Below are 18,784 nucleotides of genomic sequence, written 5' to 3' on the forward strand. Positions count from 1 at the left end.
TCTATGGCGTGGATGCCATCTGCCTGCCGAGCGCAGACCTCTGGAACGATGAACTCATCGGGGGCCTATTCGACGAAACGATAGAGCTCGGCAGCGAACCGGGGTACCCCAGCCCGCCCGAACGTGTTCAGCAGCTCATCGATCGTTACAGGTGGCGAGTCGTAGTCGGCCGCCAACTCTCGCGTCGTGCGCAGAACGAGCCCGGGATATAGATCGAGCTGATCGAGCAAGAACTCGTCGGGGTGGACCACCTCGATCTCGAATGCCGCGGTGGAATCCGATGGGAAGTCCTTCACGTTGAAGGTCACCAGTACGTCGGCATTGGCGCGAAGCGCAGCAGCCAACACATGTCGGTCCTTCGGGTCGCAGGTCATGCTGTCGACGAGGTCGGCGTATCCATCGACGCTCGCGTCGGGGAAGAACTCCCGCATGGTATTCAGTCGACGGTCGATCTCGTCTGCCTCGTAGCCTTTGCGGATGACGTTTCGACGAACCTCCTCGAGCACGCCCTCCGACCAGAGCGGGCGAAATGCACCGCCATCCGCGAGGCGCAAGATGAGGTCGTTCAGGGTTGCGCCGTACAACACGCACGCGTCGAAGAAGGCCGGGAATGCCACGTCAGTCCGTCAGCCTGTCGGTGCTTCCGGGCGAACTCGGCCCGATTTCTGCCCGTCTCGTGCGATATCGCGAAGGGCTCGCCGACGGTCGACGCGAAAGTTCTCCTGATAGTCGACCAGGTCACGCAGCGTGACACGCCGGTGGCGGCCCCGCTTCTCGAACGGAATCGCACCGTCTTCGAGAAGCTTGACGAGCGTCGGCCTGGAAATACTCAAGTAATCTGCAGCCTCCTGCGTAGTCAACAAGGCTTCGTAGGGGGCGACGGTAACGCCCCGACCGTTTGCGAGTGCCGTGGCAACCTGCTCGAGCACCTCGAAGATCTCGCCCGGAATCGAGCGATGCGTTCCATCCGGAGCAACAAGCGCCGCCTCCGAATTGTGCGCATCGAGATATCGCTCGATTTCGTGAATCGACTGCGCGAAATCGACCAGTTCTTCGTGCGATGCTTCCGCGGGAAGGTAGGTTCGAGACTTCGTGCGACGAGTCGGGGACTCCAAATCAGCGGCCATACCGAGAGTCTATTCGAAATCTACGAAATCGTGGCCATCGAATGATCGTGGCACCGAAGATCCGTCTCCGACCAGTCAGGCTCAAGAGTTGCCGGGCGTCTCCGCCAACTGACAGCCGTGTTCGCGGTGCGTGGGCCAGCCAGCCCGGTGCTGATTGCGACCCCGAGCGCCTGCGTAGAAGTCACAGGCACCCGCGTCCGCACCCGCGTCCGCATCCGCATCGCGCTGGGCAATGGGTCGGCCCTGGTCAAGCGCTCTTGCGATACGTCGCCCGAACACCCCGTCCTCAAACCACTTCTTGAAGTCGGTGTTGTCGGAGTACTCCTTGAAGAGCTGGGTCTCGTCTTTCACGAGGCCGAGCATCAACGTGCCGAACGTCGACCACGGAGACCCTGGCGTTCGACTTGTCGTTGTTCGCCATCGCCGTTCGATAGGTGGGGTCCTCGACTACGAAGGCCGGCACCTCCTGGGTGACTCGCATGCGGAGCCGCTCTTCGCCCTGCGGGTCGCAGTTGCCGAACAGCGCGCTAAACGACGCGAGGCACGTTCTGCTTTCTGATGCGAGCACGCTATCGAATCGTCGTAGCACCGTAACCGGCAGAATCACGTCGCGATACTTGCCGTGAACGTAAAGATCGCGCAGTACGTCATCAGCGATGTCCCAGATGAGCTGAGTGAGTCGCTGGTTGGTGGTGCTGTTCACGAGTGGATCTCCACGACAGTGCGCGATGAGCGAACCCTCGAAAGGCGACACGAGAACTGGCGCATCAGCGACCAACGCTCGCGCCTGCACGGCGCGATACGGATGAGTCGCGCGCGGGGTCTGCCGTCGACTTCATCAACTGCTGAACCTTGTCTGTGGTCCGTGTCATGCTGCGTGCGACAGAGGAGGATGGAATGACTTCATCGGGTCCGTTCAAGTCTGCTCGTCCTGGAAGCGCGCGGAAGGCGCGGCCACTATGGCAACTCGCCGACGAGATCGCCACCGCAGTTCCTGGAAACAGATCGAGCCGCGCTCGTTCCCGCACACTGCGCGTCCTCGCACTGTCGCTCACCGGCATCGGTGTTCTCATCGTTATTGCATCTGCGATCCAGGCGAGCAGAGATGGCATCCCATTTGTCGACCAGATGCCATTCGGTCTTGGTGCCCTCGTCTGCGCGCTCGGCATCGGACTGACAATGGGAACCCTGCACCCTCGTCATGCCGGTCGGATTCTCCGTGGGGCACGCATCGTTAGTCCGTGGTTGCTGATCACGTCTATCGCGCTCACCTGGATGTGCCTTCTCTCGGGCCTTGCCGCGGTCTTTATTGCGGCGTCAGCGGCGGCAGCGCGATCACCACACTCCCTCGCAGTATCGGCACTCGAGTTGGCACTCGTCGCATTTGGAATGAGCATCCTTTCACTTTCCCAACGTGACCCACCGATCAGCACAATGCATGGCCTCAATCCGGCCCGGTACAACCGAGCGGCTGATATCGCGTTCGTCGCGGCGATCGTTGTCACGCTCACTACGACCGGCTATCTTGCGCTTGGCTCGCCCCGCAGCGACCTCCTTCCGATCGCGACCCTGCTCACGCTGGCGATCGCCGCCACCGCCGCATATAGCTCCCGCGTGAAACGCACGAATCAGATGCTGAGAGACGTCCTCGCGGCGACGACGGAAGTGGCGGAAGAGGCCGACAGGGTGCTCCGAGCACCCCGGCGGCAACGCCGCCGAGATGACCTACGGCATGCACTCTTCCGGCTCGAGAACACCCTCGCTGCGGATCCGCTGCCACCGCTAACACCAGTGCGCGAACCTCGCCCTACAGATCCCGCGATCCAGTGGGTGTTCGGTCTCTGTGCGGCTCGCCTCTCCGACTCTGACGATCCACCTGCGCTCGACCCGTTTCATGAACTGCTTCTACCGTATGGTGCATCGAACGACGACGAGTGGACGCAGCTCACACTCGAGTACGCAACCGAGCTGCGCTCGACGATTCTGCGTCAACGCCGCCGAGTTGTGCTGGACTCGAGTGCTGGCAGACCGCCCGGATGATCTAAACCCAAGCATGCATCGAACAGCTTTCGCCATCCGCTCGGGGTTGCAACCTACCTAGCGCCGATCGCACGACGGCCGCATCGCTGGTGTTGAGGTCGACCCAGGTGCGCTCGGATTCAGTCAGCCGGGTACACGCATCGGCGCCGGTCCAGCCTCGGTGACCGGAGATGAAATCCTGAGCGACCGGAGCTGCCCGTCGGCGTCGTCCCTGGCGTTGTGTACGTGCTCCAGCGGCGGGATCGAGCCCGCGTTCACCTCGCAGCCGACTTCAGCTGGGCGAATGGGGGCGGTGTGGATATCGGCCGAAATTCTCACCTGCAGCGGAACACCGCCCTCAAACTAGGGTACGGGCTGAGGAGCGCGAATCTCCCTGTGCATGGGTCGCGCCCCTCGTGCGGGGGCTTTTCCCATTCCGTCCGGAGCCACAGACTTACGCTCAACCGCCAAGTTGGCATACACGCAAAGGAGCACGCATGAAAGTGTCGCCGTACTATTCGATCAATCCGACCGACCCCGACGTTCACCACAATCACAACGACTGTCCGAGCGGCCAACAAATCCCCGCTCACAACAAGCGCCCGGGCACCGGCAACCACCCTCTCTGTAAGCACTGCGCTTCCATGTAACGGTTGCGAACGCCGACGTTCTGACGTGACGTGCAGGGCGTCGGCGCTCGCATGTCCGTGTTGGTCGGCACACCGTGCTGTACACAACCCCGCACATGCAAACACCCAGCCGAGCCGCCCTCGCTCGGCGCAGCCCGATATGGCCGCAACGGGGCGGACTCCGACTCCTGAGGTATCTGCTTTGCCCCGCGCGGTGGTCACGTCCGCGCGTGCTCCTGCGGGCTGTCGCCGGCCGCGTATTTCATCACGAACGGCACGAGCTCGTCGAACGGCCTAATGAATTCCGACCTCCGTCGCACGAATCGGCTCCGTCTGCAGTTCGCCAATGCGGACCCCCTGTACTGGGACGCGCATTGCGGCAATCAACGGACTAGCGTCGCCGGCGACCCGTCCGAAGGAGGACTCGCATGACGACCGCTGCCCCTGGATGGTACGACGACGGGTCTGGTCGGCAACGTTGGTGGGATGGCGAGCGGTGGACGCCCCAATATCTCGATGCAAGCGCTCCAGCCGCTATCGACCATGGGCTCGCGCCGACCGAACCTGTTGCGACTGTTGGCGCGATTCCGGGAGTCAATCTGAAGGCCGCGATCATCACGTTCGCCGTCGTCGTTGTGGTGATCATTGTCTTCTGGGGCCCCGCCGCGCTGCTTCTGGTCACAGGGCTCGCGGCCGGTGCCGTCGGCCTCTACGCAGTATTGAAGGGATCCTTCGGCCGGTTGCGAATTCGGACCCGCCGGGTCGCCGTGGCCGTTCTCGTGGCCGGCGTCTTCGTTTCGAGCATCGGTGGTGCCGCCCTCGCAGCGAGTCAGCCGCCATCACACGATGCGGGTTCGGCCTCACCGCGCGAGGCGACTCCAACCTCAACACCGACGCCGACACCCGTGCAGAAAGAGACGATCATCGAGGAGCCGGCCCCCGTCGTCTTCACGACATCGAACGTCGACGATCCGAATCTTGACGCCGGGCTCACGGCGGTGGCAACGCCGGGCGTGAACGGTCAGAAGGTCACTCGAATTCGCGTGGTCACGGTGGATGGCGTCGAGATCTCGCGCGAAGTGGTCGAAGAAGTCGTGACCGTGCAGCCGGTGAATGAGGTCATCGCAGTCGGCTCCCGACAGCTTCCACCTCCGCCGCCACCGCCGCCCGCAGACAACGGATGCGACCCGAACTACGAGGGTGCGTGCGTGCCGGTCTCAACTGACGTCGACTGTGTCGGAGGGAGTGGCAACGGACCCGACTACGTCGATGGACCGGTGTGGATCGTCGGATCAGACGTCTACGACCTCGACCGCGACGGCGACGGCATCGCCTGCGACGCCTGACCCAGTGCGTTGTGCGCACACGGGAACGTCAGCGCGAATCGACCATCGCAACCGCCAGCTCGTACGCCCCGTTCACTTCGGAGAAGCGCGGCGGTTTGACCCGCTCGATGAGGATTTCGGTGGCATCCGGCTGGCAAGCAGCGACATGGTCTCGTCGATTCCGTCGTCGAGTTCGGTGCATTTAGAGAGGTTCGTCGGATGGATAGGGACGCGGCAGCTTGAACTGCGACGACCATCGAGCCGACCGAACCGAGTGACTGCCGTGCCGCGACATCCGTTAATGCACGTTCACCATCGCAACCGCCAGCTCGTATGCCCCGCTCACCTCGGAGAAGCGCAGCGGCTTGACCCGCTCAACGAGGATCTCCGTGGCGTCCAGCTGACTGACCAGGAGCGACATGGTCTCGTAGACGTAGTCGTCGAGCGGGAGGAACGCTTCGATGTGAGATCCGACCGGAATCAGCGCGGCGCGAACCGCGGGCAGGACGAGCTCGATGACCTGCACCGCGGTGCCGGCGAGCTGCAGCCGGATGCTCTCGCTGAACTGATGGATGAACGCATTCGAGGCGTTGTAGCTCGGCGCGACCCGCAAGGGCGTGTTGGCGAGGTCCGATGAGACCGTCATGATCGTGGCATCCGGCCGGCTCTGCAGATGTTCGGTGAAAGCGGAGATGAGAAGCACCGGCCCGAGCACATTGGTGCCGATGGTGCGCTCTGCATCGCCGAGGAAGTCGGCCGTCGTGACATCCTCTGCCAGCATGATGCCGGCCATCGTGATGAGCACGTTCGAAATCGAGTTCGACTGTCTAGCGCCGCTGACCGAAGACCAGTCCCAGGTCCTGCTGATCATGACCGCCGCCCCGCGCACCGAAGCCGCAGAAAAGCTCACGCTGCTTCAGGCACTCGGCCAGGAGCGTTTCACGTCGTACGGCGGGTGCAGCAGCATCCGTCAAACCGCCACGCTGACGAAGCTGCGCCCCGACGAAGGGCACAATCGATCGAGGGGATGGCCCGCTGGTGGAAACCGCACCGATGCTTGCATGGACGCTTCAGAACGAGATACCGGTGCCGGCAGACGTGAACGCACTGCTCGTCGAGGGCGAGCAGGCTGTCGCGTCGTTCCGTGATTCCGCGACATTCACCACGAAGCGGCTCATCGTGCGCGATGCCCAAGGAATCACCGGAAGGAAGATCGAGATCTACTCGCTTCCGTACAGCTCCATCAACATGTGGTCTACGGAGAACGCAGGGGCATGCTCGATCGCGACGCTGAGATCGAACTCTGGACCCGGGCAGGCCACATCAAGGTCAAGCTCACGAAAGGCGCTGACGTCCGGCGGATCGACAGCCTCCTCGCCTGGGCTGTCCTTCAGCACTGACGCGCGGGCCTGACCGCGAGCCGCAATGCTCGGCAGCGTGACATCCCTCAGCGCGCTTCATGTTCCGAGTCGCCCGCTTCGCGAACGTCGCGACGCATTGATGTCGCGCCGGGCGAGGTGCAGCGCCTCGCCCGCGAGGGACGCGACACTCCGAGCCATCGTCATCGCCTGCGTTCGGTGATCCTCGTGGATCACGGTCACGGTCGCCTCTGAGCTTCCGAGGCAGTGACCAAGGTCGATCCGGATGCGCTCGGACTCGGCCAGCCGCATCAAGGCCTCGGCGCCGATCCACCCCGGGTGGCCGGCGATGGCATCGCGCGCGACGTCGAGCTTTCGGTCTGCGTCTTCGACTGCATGGTGCAGGAGGTTCACGGGCGGCATCGGGCGCGCCGCGCGCTCGCGGGCCGCCGCGGTCGCGGCATCCAACGCCGCATGCGCCGTACGCAGTCGGATCAGATGGGCGAGCGGGTCGGTGTCGACGCCACCCGGCGGGAGGCCTGCGAGGGCCGCCCGCAGCTCGGCGATCGCGTTCGCGACGCCCCGGGCGCGGGGCTCCTCGAGCGCGACGGCGAGGTCCCGACGGGACTCCTCGATGACCGCGGCCAGCACGGACTCCGCTCGCAACGCCTCGACCTCGAAGGTTTCCACCGCATAGAGCAAGGTCGCAGCCCGCCGCACCGACGCAGTGGACGCCTCCAGCGCGAGGTCGGCCTGCTCACGCTGCCGGGCCTCACGCCGTCGCTCGGCCACGCTCACGCTGTGCTCGGCGAATCCGAGCAGCTGTTCGGCCTCCGCGGGGTTGCCCTCCACGCGGGCGAGCGCCTCGCGCGTATAACGGGCGGCGAGCAGGTCGATGGTGTCGCGGGCGTATGGGATGCGAGAGCGCAAACGCGCGACATCCGCCCGCACGCCGGCGATGATCTCGGGAGCATGCCGCGCCCGAGCGACTTTGTCGGCGAGCGCGGAGGTCTGCTCATCGAGCACGTCGTCGATCTCTTCGCACAGCTGCACGATGCGCACGTAGCGCGCCCGCACCTCGTCGGCGGTGCCGCGCATCGCATCGTGATTGAGCCGGTTCAACCGGAACGCGTCGCTCAGCTGTCTGCGAACCGCGGCGAGCACCGCGCCCGCCAGCGCGGTCGATTCGGAACCCAGCTCCGCTTCCGCGAAGCCGAGCTCGTCGGAGGTGACGCGCATGCGATCGTCGGCGGCGAGCACGGCGGAACCAGCCCGCTTCGCCAACTCGCCATCGCGGACCTCGAGTTCGTGCGCACCCACCCTGCGCCTGACCCAGAACCCGGTCATGCTCCGATCCTACGTTCGCCGCTCAGCGCCCGCTACGGGCCGGGGAACCCGGTTCGACGAGTGCGACGTGACGCCGGCTCTGTCACCATCGAGAGATGAGCGACCCGACGAAGGCGCCCGCCGGGTGGTACGAAGACGGGTCCGGCGGACGACGGTACTGGAACGGCGACGCCTGGACGCAATACGTCGCGCCCGGCGCCGAGACCGTTCCGTCGACGCAGCTCGGGCCCGGGTCGGCGACCACCGCGGTGTCGCCGACCCGTGATGACGGCCCGACGATTCCGTTCGTCTGGGGTTCGCAGGGGCCGGATGCCGCGGGGTACGACTACCGCGACGCCCCGAGCACCCCGTACGCGACGACCGCTCCGTACGCCGCGACCGCTCCGACCACGCCGTACGTGGCCGTCACCGCGAGCCCCGATGCGACGACGGAGAGTTACGGCGCACCTTCCACGACGGTACTGCCGGGGCATCCGTTCACCGAGCCATCGAACCCCGGGCCGAACGTGGTGGGCATCATCGCACTCGTTGTCGCGGTCGTGGGGCTCGTATTCGTGTTCTTCCCCGCCGTGAGCGGCTTCGCATGGACCCTGGTGCCCGTCGCGTTCGTGCTCTCGATCATCGGACTGTTCCTGCGCGGCGCGAAGTGGCCTGCGGTCATGGGGCTCATCGTGTCGATCGTCGCCGCGATCGTCGGACTCGTGATGTTCGTCACCTTCCTCGTCGCGTCGATCGGCAACGCGATCGACGACATCGACGAGGCGATGCCCGACGTGCCGGCGCTTCCGCTGCCGGACCCCGATCCTCAGCAACCGGAGGTGCCCGTCGCTGGCGACCTCGCGTTCGGCGAGACGATGACCTGGGACGACGGCGTCGCACTCACGGTCTCTGTGCCCGAGCCGTACACCCCGAGCGACTTCGCGGTCGGCGCGACGCACGCGAACAACGTCGTGTTCACGCTGACGATCACCAACAACTCGACGGCGGATCTGCAGGCACTGCCGCTCCCGAGCCTCTCGTCGGGCGATCAGGACGTGAGCCAGATCTTCGACATCGGCAGCGATGTCTTCGAACCGGGCGACGACGTCGGCTTCCCGCCGGCCGCCACGATCGAGCCGGGCGAGTCCGTCAGCTGGCGGGCCGCCTGGTCGGTCGACGAACCGAGCTTCCTCACGCTGGAGGTGGCGCCGAGTCTGCTGTATCCGAGCGCGACCTTCACGAATGCGCCGTAGCGGGGCGCACCGAGCTGTGGGAGCGGCACAAGCTGGCGAGGCGATTCGAATCGTGGACCACCGTCACGGTCGTCAGCGCTCGGCGGCGATCGCCTCGAACACGGGCATCTCGAGCTTGGTCATCGTGAGCATCGCGGCGAAGAGGCGTTGCTTCAGCGCGCTGCGCCGGGCGTCGATCGAGCGCGACGACGTGGCTCCGGCAATCGTGCGGCGGGCCGGGCCGATCGGCGGCATGTTCACCGATGACGAGCATCCGCTCGGGGGCACGTGGTGAGTGCGGGCGGCTGACGCAGGGAGGCCCGACGGGTGCAGCCTTCGGCCACCAGCGATGCGGATGGTGCGGCGTCAACGTTTCCACGAGCAGGACCCGCGATGTACCGTGCGGTCCTCCTTCGCACGAGTCATAGCTCCTCCTCACCAGGCGCTCGCTTGGCCCGACCGAGACGCCGCGTTGTGGGATGCTGCCAAACCGGCCCGCGGCTCGACGACGCGCGTCGTGGAACCCGCAGAGAACACGAGCCTCCCGCGAAGCGGAGTTACGCTGCAGGGATGAGCGCATTCCGATCCCCTGTAGCCGATATCGCCTTCATCCTCGAGCACGTGGTGGACTACGACGCCGTCGCGCAGCTGCCCGGGTTCGAGCACGCCGACCTCGAGACGGTCTCCGAGATCCTCGACGAGGCAGGCAACTTCATGGCCGAGGCGGTGGCACCCACCAACCGTGCCGGCGACCTCGAGGGATCGCGGCTGAACCCCGATGGCACCGTCAGCACGGCGACCGGATTCAAGGAGGCGTACGCCGCCTACGTCGATGCCGGCTGGGGCTCGGTGCCCCTGCCCGAGGAGTTCGGCGGCGGTGGATTCCCGCGCACGATCGGACTCGCCCTCCAGGAACTCATGGCGACCGCGAACATGGCATTCGCCCTTGCGCCGCTGCTCACGCAGGGCGCGATCGAGGCGCTCCTCCACTACGGCAGCGACGAGCAGAAGCAGCAGTGGCTGCCGAAGATGGTCACCGGCGAATGGGCCGGCACCATGAACCTCACCGAGCCGCACGCCGGTACCGATGTCGGCGCGCTCTCCACCAAGGCCGTGAAGCGCGACGACGGCAGCTACGCCATCTCGGGCCAGAAGATCTTCATCACCTTCGGCGACCACGACCTCAGCGAGCAGATCGTGCACCTCGTGCTCGCCCGCACGCCCGATGCCCCCGCCGGCACGAAGGGCATCTCGATCTTCATCGTGCCGAAGTTCCTCGTGAACGAAGACGGCTCGCTCGGCGAACGCAACGGCGTGCACACCGTCGGCGTCGAGCACAAGATGGGTATCCACGGTTCGCCGACGTGCGTGCTCTCGTACGAGGACGCCACCGGCTACCTCGTCGGCGCCGAGAACATCGGCATGCGCATCATGTTCGTCATGATGAACAGCGCCCGCCTCTCGGTCGGCATGCAGGGCCTCGCCGTGTCGGAGCGCGCGTACCAGCAGTCGCTCGACTATGCACGCGAGCGCATCCAGGGCCGCGCGATCGGCGCGACGCAAGACTCCCCCATCATCGATTTCCCCGACGTGCGCCGCATGCTCATGACGCAGAAGGCGTACATCGCCGCGATGCGCCGCATGATGCTGCTGACCGCGACCTACACCGACGTGTCGACGCACCACCCCGACGCCGCCGTGCGCGCTCGGGCGAACGAGATCGTCGGCCTGCTCACGCCCATCAACAAGTCGTTCGGCACCGACCTCGGCAACGAGCTCACCTCGATCGCGCTGCAGATCCACGGCGGCATGGGGTTCATCGAAGAGACCGGCGCAGCACAGCACTACCGCGACGTGCGCATCGCGGCGATCTACGAGGGCACCAACGGCATTCAGGCCGCCGACCTCGTCGGCCGAAAGCTCCCGGTTCGCGACGGGGCATCCGCACTCGAGTTCATCGCCACCATGCGCGAGCTCGACGGCGAGCTCGCTGCGGCCGGAGACGAGTTCGCCTCGATTCGCACGCAGCTGAACGCGCAGCTCGACACCCTCGAGCAGACGACGGAATGGATGCTCCGCACCGGCGCCACCGACCCCAACGCCGTGTTGTCGGGATCGTCCCCGTACCAGCGCATCTGGGGGCTCGTGCTGGGTGGCTGGCTCATGGCGAAGTCGGCGCTCGCCGCCCGCGCGCTCGACGCCGACGGCATCTCGGAGTCGCAGCTGCCGCTGGCCCGGTTCTATGCCGAGCAGCTGCTGCCGCAGGCGGCCGGCCTCGCAGGCGCCGCCACGGCCGGCTCGCGCGACCTGTTCGCCCTCGACGCCGACGCGCTCGGCGACGTCGTGCGACGCGGGGTGCGCGTCTGAGTTCTTTCGGGATTCCGCGACATTCATGACCCGGGTGCGCGGCAGCACGCGCGCACGCGGCATCCGCTCACCGCTACCGCGCTGCGGCGGCCGCGCCGAGCTTCTCGAGCAGCGTGGTGCAAGGTGACATCTTCGCCTAATCGACCGCGCGCTCATGGGCCGACGGATCGGCGGCCTGCTCTGCGCCGGCCGCCTCCGGCCCCGGTGCCGTCGTCGCCGCCGCGCCGGCCGACGGCGTCGGTGGCGGGGTCGGCTCGAGTCGACGGCGCGTCACGAGGAAGGAGCCGAGGAGCACGAAGACGAACCCGACGATCGTCCACACGGTGATGCGCTCCCCGAGCACCAAGACACCGGCGGCGACGGCCACGGCCGGGTTCACGTAGGTGATCGTCGTTGCCTTGACCGGCCCGATCTCAGCGATCAACCCGACCATGAGCAGGAACGCGAGGGCGCTGCAGACGACGGCGAGCACGACGATCGACACGATCACGGCGGTGGACGGCATGGCGGTCGGCCAGCCGCCGGTGAGTAGCACGAACGGGACGTAGATGACGGCGGTGGCCGCCAGCGACACAGCGACGACCCCGACGCCCGGGAGGTCCGACATCCATCGTGCGAGGATCGCCGGACCCAGCGCGTAACCGACGACCACGACGGCGATCTCGGCGACCGCCAGGAGATCGGACCCCGCGACATCGAATCCCACCAGGGCCGCGACACCGAGCATGCCGAACCCGATGCCCAGCCAGTTCACGCGCGAGAGCCGAGCAGGCCGGCCCATCGCGAACGCGACGGCCACACCGGCGAGCGGCACTGCGGCCAGCAGCAGTCCAGCGGTCGAACTCGGCAGGCGCTGCTCGGCCGAACTGAGGAAGTACCACGGCAGCACGATCTCGACGATCGTGTAGGCGAGCATCGGTTTCCACCGCCGCACCACCGTCACCACCTCGCGCCGGAAGAACGCGAGCGGCATCAGCAGGATCGCCGCGAGGCCCGACCGTGCGAGCACCACCATGCCAGGTTCCAGCTCGCTCACCGCCACCTTGATGAAGAGGTACGGGATGCCCCAGGCGATGCCGAGCGAGACGAACAGGATGAGTCCGCGACGAGTCACTCGCCCATTCTGATGGTTGCGGCCGACGGCCGCCGACGTCGGGCTGCCGAACGGGCGCGAAATCCTGCCGTGAAGCGCGAGGCTGAGGACTTCCCAGCCTGACGGCTCGGAGAAGGCCAACAGAAGCCACCAACGCACTATTATGCTTTTACACAAGGGTTTCGATATCGAAAGGGAAGTGTGCAAGTGGTATCCGTGAAAGCCTACGCAGCCTGGCGGGGAATCTCCGAACAGCGCGTGCGCGAACTTCTCCGCGCCGGTGAGCTCAGCGGCCGCAGGGTGGGAAAATCCCAATGGGAAGTAGATGACGCGGCCTTTGCCGCGCGCTCCCGCAGCAGCCGGCCGATGTCACAACGGATGGCGTGGGCCCTAATTCGAATGATGTCCGGCGAACCACTCGGGAATGTTGCTCCGTCGGAACAGTCGAGACTCCGCAGCAAACTACTGAAACTGCAATCCTCCCATGACCCCGCAGCGCTCCTCTCGGCCTGGCTCAAAAGTCGGGGAGACCGGAGAGTATTCTCGATCGCGCCGCAAGACCTTGAGGATCTGGAAGCAGACAATCGGGTCATGCGCTCAGGGATCTCCGACCCGCGCTCCGGGATGTCCAGCGGCGACAAAGCAGAACTCTGGGTCCGGGACGGTGAGAGGCTGAATGACCTAATTGGGGACTACCTCATGATTCCCGACCCCAAGGGGCAAGTGATACTCCACAGTGGCGGCAACCATCCCGAACCCGTGGCACCGATCGGGCTTGTGCTGGCTGACCTTGCAGATTGGAACGGTCCGCGAGAGAACGGCAAGGTCGCAGAGCTGCTGGCGGCTGCCCCGTGATAACGGTGGAGTTTCCCAAGCTGTCTGCAGCGCAAGAGGCTTCATGGCTTGCGCTCATCGAGGTCGGCCAGCAACTCCAGGATGGCTGGACGCTCGTGGGCGGACAACTCGTCCACCTGCACTGCATCGAGCGTGGCGCAAGCCCAACCCGGCCGACAGATGATGGCGATGCTGCGCTCGATGTCCGGGCAGATCCCGACATCCTCCAGAAGTACACGTCCATTCTCGTAGAGATTGGGTTCGTCGCAGATGAGCCAACCTGGCGCGGACACCAGCACCGTTGGCGTCGAGGGGCCGCCGTCATCGACGTGCTCATTCCGCGCTTCCTAGGGGAACGTGGCGAGAACCGCAAGGGCGTGACGGGGAGCACCACTATTGCCGCTCCCGGCGCCCAGGGCGCACTCGACCGAACCGAGCTCATTCAGGTGACGGTAGCGGGGATCACGGGCGTGATTCCGCGGCCAACCCTCGTCGGCGCGATCACCGGCAAAGCGGCCGCGCTGGAAATCCCCGACGACCCCAGATGGAAACGCCACGTCCAAGACCTTGCCGTGCTCTCCACACTCATCGGTCGCAACGACGACTTTGCCAGCTGCAATGGGATGGAGATCGACCGAATCCGCAACGCCATCGGACGCGCCGCGGTCGACCCTGGGATCGTGGCAGGCATCGAAGGGGCAACCAGCGGCTTGGAGCGACTCAAACTCGCGCTGCAACGGGCGGATCATCGGTAGCTGACGCAGTGCTTGATGCTTGCGAGACAAACCCCAGAGACTGACGATCGCGCTCGTGATCGTTCAGTCGAACATGCCGTCGAGGAGGCTGCCGATGACCAGGCCGCCGAGGATGCCGCCCATCATGTCGCCTCCACCGCTGCCGCGTCGACCGCCGCCGCCCCAGTCGGAGCCACCGCCCCACTGCCCGGGATCCTGCGGCCGTGACGAGTCGATGTCGCGCTGTGCGAGCTGCAGCGCCTCGCCCGCGAGGTACGCGACGCGGCGGGCCATCGCCATTGCCTGCTCTCGGTGATCCTCATCGATGATGGTGACGGCCGCCGCGGAGGTGCCGAGGTAACGGTCGAGGTCGATCCGGATGCGCTCCGCTTCGGCGAGTCGAGTGCGAGCATCGGCACCGATCCAGCCGCGATGGCCGGCGATGACATCCCGAGCAACCGCGAGCTGCCGGTCGGCGTCGTCGATGGCGTGGCGCACGTGCGCCAGCGGCGGAATCGGGCGCGCGGCGCGCTCACGGGCGGCCGCGATCGCGGCATCCAGCCCCGAGTTCGCCTCGCGCAGGCTACTCAGCTGGGCGAATGGGTCGGTGTTGACACCGGCCGGCGGGAGGGAGGCGAGGGCCGCCTGCAGCGCGGCGACCGCGGTCGTGACCCCGGCACTGTGCGGCTCCTTGAGCGCGACGACGAGGTCCCCGCGGGAATCCTCGACGATCGCCGCCAACGTCGACTCTGCCCGCAGCGCCTCGACCTCGAAGGTCTCCACCGCATCGAGCAGCGTCGCCGCCCGGCGCACCGATTCCGTCGACGCCTCGAGAGCGAGATTGGCCTGCTCGCGCTGACCGGCCTCACGCCGCCGCTCGGCCACGCCCGCACTGTGCTCGGCGAAACCGAGCAGCTGATCGGCCTCGGCGGGGTTGGACTCCACCTGGGCGAGCGCCTCTCGCGAATAGCGGGTGCCAAGTCGTTCGTTGGTATCGCGGGCCTGGGGGATGCGCGATCGCAGGCGCGCGGCATCCGCTCGCACGCCGGCGATGATCTCGGGAGCCCTGCGCGCACGCGCGATCTTCTCGGCGAGGGCCGAGGTGCGCTCGTCGAGCAAATTTTCTGCCCAATCGCACAACTGCACGATGCGTGCGTTGCGGGTCCGCAACTCCTCGACGGTGTCGGGAATCTCATCGTGATTGAGCTGGTTCAACTGGAACGCCTCGCCCAAGTGCTGCCGCACCGCGACGAGCGCCTCGCTCAGCTCCGTGGTCGCGTCGTGCCCCAGCTCGGCCTCGGCGAAGACGAGTTCGTCGGTGGTGAGGCGCACGCGCTCGTCGGCGGCGACGAGGGCGCTGCCGGCCCGCTTCGCCAGGTCGGCATCCTGGGCTTGGAGTTCATCATTGTCGCGTTTGCGCTTGCCCCAGAATCCGGCCATGTCTTCGATCTTATGGGCCGCGCGGGGAGGCTGCTGATGGGGCAGCGGATGCGGCGTTGCCGGTTGCGGCAACGCGGCATCCATATACTCCCGATGCGGCGAGGAGTACCGTGGATCGGGACGACGACGCTCGGCCGTCGTCTCGACACGAATGGGGACGGACCGTGGCCGAATTCGAAGCACAGGCAGCACTTTCGCAGGCTCGAGAGGCAGCGAGCCTCGCGAGTTTCGACATCCAGAAGCTGCACGAAGATTCGGTTGAACGGCAGGCCTTGCACAACCTGCTGACCGCCGTCGACGCGCTGATCAACGCGGTCGACGCCGGTTCAGGCGACGACGCCGGCTGAGCGAACCAGTCGGCGAAGTTCCCAACGACCAACGCATCGAGTTAGATGGACGGTGAACGCGGTGCCGCGCAATCGATCTGCATAACGGCGCTCGCCCTGTGCCCTTCGACGAAGACGAGGTACGTGGATGACGGCGATGGAGCGATCCTGCCGGGTCGGAGCGGTGGTCGTGCTCGCGCTCGGGCTGGCGGCATGCACGGCGGGCCCCGAGCGCGCCACGCCGACCGGCCCCGTCGTGCAGCTCGGAGCGCCCGGCGAGGAGAACCGGACGCTCGGGCCCGACGAGGCCCTGCGGCTCGAGTCGCCGAAGCACGTCGAGGCCGATTCGCAGTTCATGCTCGACATGATCGAGCACCACAACCAGGCCATCACGATGACCGGGTTCGTCGACGAGCGCACCGACGACCGCGACATCCGGCTGCTCGCTGAACGCATGAAAATCAGCCAGGAGGATGAGATGGAGCTCATCACTCAGTGGCTCCAAGATCGCGTCGTGCCGCTGAACGATGCCCGTGCAGGCCATGACGGACACGACGGCGACGCTCATGCGATGCCGGGCATGCTCACCGACGAGCAACTCGCCGGCCTCGAGGCGGCCACGGGCGCGGAGTTCGAGCGGCTGTTCCTCGAGTACATGATCCAGCACCACCAGGGCGCTGTGCAGATGGTCGGCGAGCTCTATGCCGCCGGTGGCGGGCATGAGTCCCAGATCGACCAGTTCGCTCGTCATGTCGAATCAGACCAGAGCGTTGAGATAGCACGGATGCAGCAGCTGCTCGCCGATCGCTCGTCCTGATTCCCGAGGTACCCCGCCTGCCGATCGCCACACGACGATGAGGTGCCCGGCGGCCATGGACCGCCGGGCACCTCATCGTCGGGAGACCGCTCAGCGGCCTCCCGACGCACTTCAGCCGAAGGTTGCGGCCAGTGCGTTGAGCGCCTGCACGACCGCCGAGTCAGCCCCGGCGCCCGACTTGCGGGCGGCGTTGTCGAGTTGCGCGACGACGGCATTGCCGCTGGCAGGCCCATCAGCAAGCTTCTCGGCCTTGTCGACGTGCTTGCGCACTTGCTCCAGGGCCTTGCCGCTCAGGCTGCCGTCACGCTCGGCCTGGTCGATGTACGACCGCGCCACGGCGAAGCTCGGCGCATGCACGAGCATCGTCTGCAACTGCGCGTTGAACTCGTCGAGCTCGATCTCGCCCGCGGCGGCGATCTCGTTCGCCGACAACTGACCGCTCGCCGTGAGCGCGAGGCTCTCGAAGCCGCGCGCGATCTCGCTGCCGAGCACGTTGCCGTTGTACCAGTAGGTCGACCAGTACCCGCCGAGGTTCAGTCCCGCCGGGTTCGGGGTGTTGACCGGTCCGCGATCGAGGAAGGCGATCTCGGTCGGGTTCGCCGTATCGGTGAAGTCGATGATCGACAGACCGCCCTGGTACCAGGCCTGCACCATGATGTCGCGACCGGGCACGGGGATGATCGAGCCGTTGTGGGCCACGCAGTTCTCTTGCGCGGTCTGCGGAACGGGCAGCTTGTAGTAGCTCTTGAACTCCAGCTTGCCGTCGACGATGTCGAAGAGCGCATTGGCGCCCCACTCCGGCTGGTCGGTCACACGGCAACGTGCCGCCGTGCCGCCGCCCCACTCATCGGTGAACACGACCTTGGTGCCGTCATTGTTGAACGTCGCCGAGTGCCAGTACGAGTAGTTCACGTCGGAGACCGCATCGAGCCGAACCGGATTCACCGGGTCGGAGATGTCCAACAAGATGCCGTTGCCCTGGCACGCGCCCGCGGCGAGCCCGATCTCGGGGAACGCGGTGATGTCGTGGCACGTGTTGGTGTTGGGTGTGGGGCTGTACACCGTGCCGCTCGGGTGCAGCGCCGACCCGGGCAGGGTGTTCTGCAGGCCGTTGAACGCACCCGTGCTCTCATCGGTGAAGATCCTCGGCTGGTTGACGACCGCGGCCGAGGCAGGCTCGTCGAGCGGCACCTGGATGACATCGATGCGCCACTGCGTCGGATTACCCGTGGTCACCGGGTCGGTCGTCAGTGCGGCGTTCTCGCAACCCGGAAGTTCGAGCGCCGGGCGCACGCCCGAGGTGCCCGAGTTGTAGATGTAGACGTTGCCGGGGTCATCGGGGTCGCTCACGAGCGTGTGCGTGTGCGACCCTCGACAGGTCTGCACGCCCGGCAGCTGCACCGGGTTGTCGATGTCGCTGATGTCGAAGATGCGCACGCCGCGGAAGCGCTCGGCGTTCACCGCACCGGGCGCACCCTGCGTTCCGCAGTCGATGCGGCCGCGCGTCTCCTCGACCGACATGAAGAGCAGGTCGCCGTAGACCGACACGTCACCCTGGCCGCCGGGGCACACGAATGAACCGCGCAACGCCGGCGCCGCGGCATCCGACACGTCGTAGACCTGGAAGCCGTTGAAGTTGCCGACGATGGCATTGTCACCCGTGAACGCCAGATCGGAGTTCACGAAACCGAAGTTGCCGGGAGGTGCGTCGAACGGAGCGACGCGTGGCAGGCTCGCGAGCAACTCGATGTTGCTGGTCGCCGTCTGTGCGCCGAGGTAGCCCGGCGGAAGGTCGATGCGCGGGTCGTCTTCTGCGGCGGCGGCCGTGGCCGTCACCAGGGAGGCGCCGAGCAGCAGTGCTCCGGCTGCGGCGAGCGCGCGTCGGCGCCAGCGCACGGGTCGGTGTGCGGTTCTCATCGGTAATGCCCTCTCTCGCTTCTTCGGCGATCGATGCCCTCCGACGGGCGAGCCGCACAACGTCGTGCGCCCCGCGGCCCAGGAGGCCGGTCTCAGGGTCAAAGGTAGCGGTCACGACGGTTCGCCGCAGCAACAGATTTCGAGACGGGGCGAGCCGCGGGCGGTCAGACGGTCGATGCGGCGAAGGGTCCTGAGATCCCCGAGCAGCGTCGCCGCGCCGCGAATCGAGGCGGGCTCAGA

Annotated in this window: 18 protein-coding genes and 1 pseudogene; 10 read left to right on the forward strand and 9 right to left on the reverse strand. The window is 66.3% G+C overall.

Annotation, left to right across the window (positions count from 1 at the left end; genetic code table 11):
- Positions 1-65: 65 nt before the first annotated feature.
- From AC1C2T_RS00655 to AC1C2T_RS00665, 3 genes are all read right to left on the reverse strand, one after another.
- Positions 66-617 carry a PIN domain-containing protein gene (locus tag AC1C2T_RS00655; protein ID WP_495383860.1) on the reverse strand — a complete coding sequence of 184 codons (552 nt, stop codon included), beginning with the start codon at positions 615-617 and terminating at the stop codon, positions 66-68.
- 9 nt (positions 618-626) lie between these two features.
- Positions 627-1,127 carry a helix-turn-helix domain-containing protein gene (locus AC1C2T_RS00660; protein WP_495383861.1) on the reverse strand — a complete coding sequence of 167 codons (501 nt, stop codon included), beginning with the start codon at positions 1,125-1,127 and terminating at the stop codon, positions 627-629.
- A gap of 286 nt (positions 1,128-1,413) precedes the next feature.
- Entirely contained in the window at positions 1,414-1,830 is a 417-nt protein-coding gene (locus AC1C2T_RS00665) for a type I restriction-modification system subunit M N-terminal domain-containing protein (RefSeq protein ID WP_495383862.1), read from the reverse strand.
- Positions 1,831-2,024: 194 nt separating this feature from the next.
- Here AC1C2T_RS00665 and AC1C2T_RS00670 point away from each other — a divergent pair, with 194 nt between their 5' ends.
- Both AC1C2T_RS00670 and AC1C2T_RS00675 read left to right on the forward strand, forming a co-directional pair.
- Positions 2,025-3,167 (forward strand): hypothetical protein, encoded by a 1,143-nt coding sequence (locus AC1C2T_RS00670; protein ID WP_495383863.1) that lies wholly within the window; start codon positions 2,025-2,027, stop codon positions 3,165-3,167.
- 1,036 nt (positions 3,168-4,203) lie between these two features.
- Positions 4,204-5,121, forward strand: coding sequence for a G5 domain-containing protein (locus tag AC1C2T_RS00675; protein WP_495383864.1), 918 nt, complete (start codon positions 4,204-4,206; stop codon positions 5,119-5,121).
- A gap of 277 nt (positions 5,122-5,398) precedes the next feature.
- Here the strand turns inward: AC1C2T_RS00675 and AC1C2T_RS00680 are convergent, their stop codons facing one another.
- Entirely contained in the window at positions 5,399-5,905 is a 507-nt protein-coding gene (locus AC1C2T_RS00680) for an SDR family NAD(P)-dependent oxidoreductase (RefSeq protein WP_495383865.1), read from the reverse strand.
- Between AC1C2T_RS00680 and AC1C2T_RS00685 the strand changes: the two genes are divergently transcribed.
- Positions 5,880-6,248 carry a hypothetical protein gene (locus tag AC1C2T_RS00685; protein ID WP_495385423.1) on the forward strand — a complete coding sequence of 123 codons (369 nt, stop codon included), beginning with the start codon at positions 5,880-5,882 and terminating at the stop codon, positions 6,246-6,248. The two genes, AC1C2T_RS00680 and AC1C2T_RS00685, sit on opposite strands and share 26 nt — an antisense overlap.
- Positions 6,154-6,500, forward strand: a pseudogene (locus AC1C2T_RS00690) (PH domain-containing protein). Before AC1C2T_RS00685 ends, AC1C2T_RS00690 begins: the two are co-directional and overlap by 95 nt.
- A gap of 57 nt (positions 6,501-6,557) precedes the next feature.
- On the opposite strand, the gene AC1C2T_RS00695 reads toward AC1C2T_RS00690, so the two are convergent.
- Positions 6,558-7,805: a hypothetical protein gene (locus AC1C2T_RS00695; RefSeq protein WP_495383866.1), complete on the reverse strand. Its 1,248-nt coding sequence runs from the start codon at positions 7,803-7,805 to the stop codon at positions 6,558-6,560.
- A 95-nt stretch (positions 7,806-7,900) separates the two neighbouring features.
- On the opposite strand from AC1C2T_RS00695, the gene AC1C2T_RS00700 reads away from it, so the two are divergent.
- Entirely contained in the window at positions 7,901-9,037 is a 1,137-nt protein-coding gene (locus AC1C2T_RS00700; protein WP_495383867.1) for a DUF2510 domain-containing protein, read from the forward strand.
- A 72-nt stretch (positions 9,038-9,109) separates the two neighbouring features.
- Here AC1C2T_RS00700 and AC1C2T_RS00705 read toward each other — a convergent pair whose 3' ends face one another.
- A complete protein-coding gene (locus AC1C2T_RS00705) occupies positions 9,110-9,277 on the reverse strand; it encodes a hypothetical protein (RefSeq protein ID WP_495383868.1) in 168 nt (55 codons plus the stop codon).
- 309 nt (positions 9,278-9,586) lie between these two features.
- Between AC1C2T_RS00705 and AC1C2T_RS00710 the strand changes: the two genes are divergently transcribed.
- Entirely contained in the window at positions 9,587-11,383 is a 1,797-nt protein-coding gene (locus AC1C2T_RS00710; RefSeq protein WP_495383869.1) for an acyl-CoA dehydrogenase, read from the forward strand.
- Positions 11,384-11,519: 136 nt separating this feature from the next.
- On the opposite strand, the gene AC1C2T_RS00715 is transcribed toward AC1C2T_RS00710, so the two are convergent.
- Positions 11,520-12,497, reverse strand: coding sequence for a DMT family transporter (locus tag AC1C2T_RS00715; RefSeq protein ID WP_495383870.1), 978 nt, complete (start codon positions 12,495-12,497; stop codon positions 11,520-11,522).
- A gap of 186 nt (positions 12,498-12,683) precedes the next feature.
- On the opposite strand from AC1C2T_RS00715, the gene AC1C2T_RS00720 reads away from it, so the two are divergent.
- Both AC1C2T_RS00720 and AC1C2T_RS00725 read left to right on the forward strand, forming a co-directional pair.
- Positions 12,684-13,331, forward strand: a complete 648-nt coding sequence (locus tag AC1C2T_RS00720) for a hypothetical protein (protein ID WP_495383871.1) — start codon at positions 12,684-12,686, stop codon at positions 13,329-13,331.
- Positions 13,332-13,336: 5 nt separating this feature from the next.
- Positions 13,337-14,065 (forward strand): hypothetical protein, encoded by a 729-nt coding sequence (locus AC1C2T_RS00725; protein WP_495363254.1) that lies wholly within the window; start codon positions 13,337-13,339, stop codon positions 14,063-14,065.
- Between the two features lie 63 nt (positions 14,066-14,128).
- Here the strand turns inward: AC1C2T_RS00725 and AC1C2T_RS00730 are convergent, their stop codons facing one another.
- Positions 14,129-15,484: a hypothetical protein gene (locus AC1C2T_RS00730; protein WP_495383872.1), complete on the reverse strand. Its 1,356-nt coding sequence runs from the start codon at positions 15,482-15,484 to the stop codon at positions 14,129-14,131.
- 164 nt (positions 15,485-15,648) lie between these two features.
- On the opposite strand from AC1C2T_RS00730, the gene AC1C2T_RS00735 reads away from it, so the two are divergent.
- Positions 15,649-15,831, forward strand: coding sequence for a hypothetical protein (locus tag AC1C2T_RS00735; protein ID WP_495383873.1), 183 nt, complete (start codon positions 15,649-15,651; stop codon positions 15,829-15,831).
- 127 nt (positions 15,832-15,958) lie between these two features.
- Entirely contained in the window at positions 15,959-16,627 is a 669-nt protein-coding gene (locus AC1C2T_RS00740; protein ID WP_495383874.1) for a DUF305 domain-containing protein, read from the forward strand.
- Between the two features lie 111 nt (positions 16,628-16,738).
- Here the strand turns inward: AC1C2T_RS00740 and AC1C2T_RS00745 are convergent, their stop codons facing one another.
- On the reverse strand, positions 16,739-18,544 hold the full coding sequence (locus AC1C2T_RS00745; protein WP_495383875.1) for an LVIVD repeat-containing protein: 1,806 nt from the start codon (positions 18,542-18,544) through the stop codon (positions 16,739-16,741).
- Positions 18,545-18,784 lie beyond the last annotated feature (240 nt).

The organism is Agromyces sp. Y558, from assembly GCF_059445415.1.

Coding starts and splice junctions, on each gene's coding strand:
- AC1C2T_RS00710 (WP_495383869.1), top strand. CDS start 9,587: ATGAGCGCATTCCGATCCCCTGTAGCCGATATCGCCTTCATCCTCGAG.
- AC1C2T_RS00685 (WP_495385423.1), top strand. CDS start 5,880: ATGATGCCGGCCATCGTGATGAGCACGTTCGAAATCGAGTTCGACTGT.
- AC1C2T_RS00740 (WP_495383874.1), top strand. CDS start 15,959: ATGACGGCGATGGAGCGATCCTGCCGGGTCGGAGCGGTGGTCGTGCTC.
- AC1C2T_RS00670 (WP_495383863.1), top strand. CDS start 2,025: ATGACTTCATCGGGTCCGTTCAAGTCTGCTCGTCCTGGAAGCGCGCGG.
- AC1C2T_RS00700 (WP_495383867.1), top strand. CDS start 7,901: ATGAGCGACCCGACGAAGGCGCCCGCCGGGTGGTACGAAGACGGGTCC.
- AC1C2T_RS00660 (WP_495383861.1), bottom strand. CDS start 1,127: ATGGCCGCTGATTTGGAGTCCCCGACTCGTCGCACGAAGTCTCGAACC.
- AC1C2T_RS00730 (WP_495383872.1), bottom strand. CDS start 15,484: ATGGCCGGATTCTGGGGCAAGCGCAAACGCGACAATGATGAACTCCAA.
- AC1C2T_RS00695 (WP_495383866.1), bottom strand. CDS start 7,805: ATGACCGGGTTCTGGGTCAGGCGCAGGGTGGGTGCGCACGAACTCGAG.
- AC1C2T_RS00745 (WP_495383875.1), bottom strand. CDS start 18,544: ATGAGAACCGCACACCGACCCGTGCGCTGGCGCCGACGCGCGCTCGCC.
- AC1C2T_RS00675 (WP_495383864.1), top strand. CDS start 4,204: ATGACGACCGCTGCCCCTGGATGGTACGACGACGGGTCTGGTCGGCAA.